Origin of the sequence: Pseudomonas sp., from assembly GCF_050739995.1 — a bacterium.
In the GTDB taxonomy this organism is placed as follows: domain Bacteria; phylum Pseudomonadota; class Gammaproteobacteria; order Pseudomonadales; family Pseudomonadaceae; genus Aquipseudomonas.
Window position 1 is genome coordinate 1 of sequence record NZ_JBOICG010000698.1, and the last position, 1,780, is coordinate 1,780.

General features: G+C 61.7%; 2 protein-coding genes. Both read right to left on the minus strand.

Going from position 1 to position 1,780, the window contains the following annotated elements:
- Positions 1–46 precede the first annotated feature (46 nt).
- Positions 47–256 carry a hypothetical protein gene (locus ACRESD_RS23510; RefSeq protein WP_431753094.1) on the minus strand — a complete coding sequence of 70 codons (210 nt, stop codon included), beginning with the start codon at positions 254–256 and terminating at the stop codon, positions 47–49.
- A gap of 99 nt (positions 257–355) precedes the next feature.
- A complete protein-coding gene (locus tag ACRESD_RS23515; protein ID WP_431753095.1) occupies positions 356–1,552 on the minus strand; it encodes an amino acid aminotransferase in 1,197 nt (398 codons plus the stop codon).
- Positions 1,553–1,780: the final 228 nt, after the last annotated feature.

Here is a 1,780-nt window from a genome sequence, read left to right on the forward strand (position 1 = left end):
ACCCACCGCTATCGGGAGCAAGCCCCCTCCCACCTTTCGACTTTCATCAGCCGCCGAATTGCAGGGTGCCCATGGCCAACTTGGCCATCAGTGCCGTCGCGCCCAACTGTACCAACCAAAGGGCCAGGCCGCCGAGGAATACACCGAGCGCCACTTGCAGCACCAGGCTTTTCTGGCGCTTGGGTTGCGGCGCACGCGGGGCGTAGTCGTCCAGTTCGTCGCGGTCGGCGCGCAGGTCCAGGTCATCGTTTCTCATGGGGCTCTCACAGCAAAGGGGCGGTTGGGGTTCAGTCTAGGAGCTGGATACGAAAAAGGGGAAGCCATCGGCTTCCCCTTTCGTGCAACGGCTACAGGTTTACAGCACCTGAACGATTGCCTTTGTGACTGCATCAATGTTCGACTGGTTCAACGCCGCCACACAGATACGGCCGGTGTCGAGGGCGTAGATGCCGAACTCGTTGCGCAGGCGGGTGACTTGCTCAACGGTCAGGCCGGAGTAGGAGAACATCCCGCGCTGGCGACCGACAAAGCTGAAGTCGTGGCCCGGTGCAGCCTTGGCCAGGTCAGCGACCATCTGCTCGCGCATGCCGCGGATGCGCAGGCGCATTTCGCCCAGCTCGGCTTCCCACTGGGCGCGCAGTTCAGGGTTGTTCAATACCGCTGCAACAATCGCTGCGCCGTGGGTGGGCGGGTTGGAGTAGTTGGTGCGGATCACGCGCTTGACCTGGGACAGGATGCGCGCGCTTTCTTCCTTGGACTCGCCGACGATGGACAGGGCGCCCACACGTTCGCCGTACAGGGAGAACGACTTGGAGAATGAGCTGGACACAAAGAAGGTCAGGCCCGATTCAGCAAACAGGCGCACCGCTGCGGCGTCTTCATGGATACCGTCTCCAAAGCCCTGGTAGGCCATGTCGAGGAACGGCACCAGCTTCTTGGCCTTGACCACGTCCAGCACGTTCTGCCAATCGGCCGGGCTCAGGTCGACGCCGGTCGGGTTATGGCAGCAGGCGTGCAGTACCACGATGGACTGTGGCGGCAGGGCGTTGAGGTCTTCGAGCAGGCCGGCACGGTTCACGTCGTGGGTGGCGGCGTCGTAGTAGCGGTAGTTCTGCACCGGGAAACCGGCGGTCTCGAACAGGGCGCGGTGGTTTTCCCAGCTCGGGTCGCTGATCGCGACGACGGCGTTGGGCAGCAGTTGCTTGAGGAAGTCCGCGCCGATTTTCAGGGCGCCGGTGCCGCCCACCGCCTGTACGGTGGTGATGCGGCCAGCTGCCAGCAATGGCGATTCAGCACCGAACAACAGGGTTTGCACGGCCTTGTCGTAGGCGGCGATGCCATCGATCGGCAAGTAGCCACGGGCGGCGTGTTGCGCCACGCGAATGGCTTCCGCTTCGGCAACGGCACGCAAGAGTGGAATCTTCCCCTCCTCGTTGCAGTAAACGCCCACGCCAAGGTTGACCTTGGTGGTTCGTGTATCGGCGTTGAATGCTTCGTTGAGGCCCAGGATAGGATCGCGTGGTGCCATTTCGACAGCGGAGAACAGGCTCATTTTTGCGGCAGCTCTATGGGGGATAGGAGGGACGTGTCGCGCTCCAGCCGAATGCACTAGAGCGGTGCACAAACGGGGAGCTAGTATAGAGGCCATCACCGCCGAGGGCGACAGCCGAAACGGCTTTTCGGCCAAGTTTTTCGGTTTATTTACCGACCGTTAGTCTTATTGCAACATGGGTGACCAACGGCATGTAGGACGATTGCCTTGAAACCCGTCACATTCGCC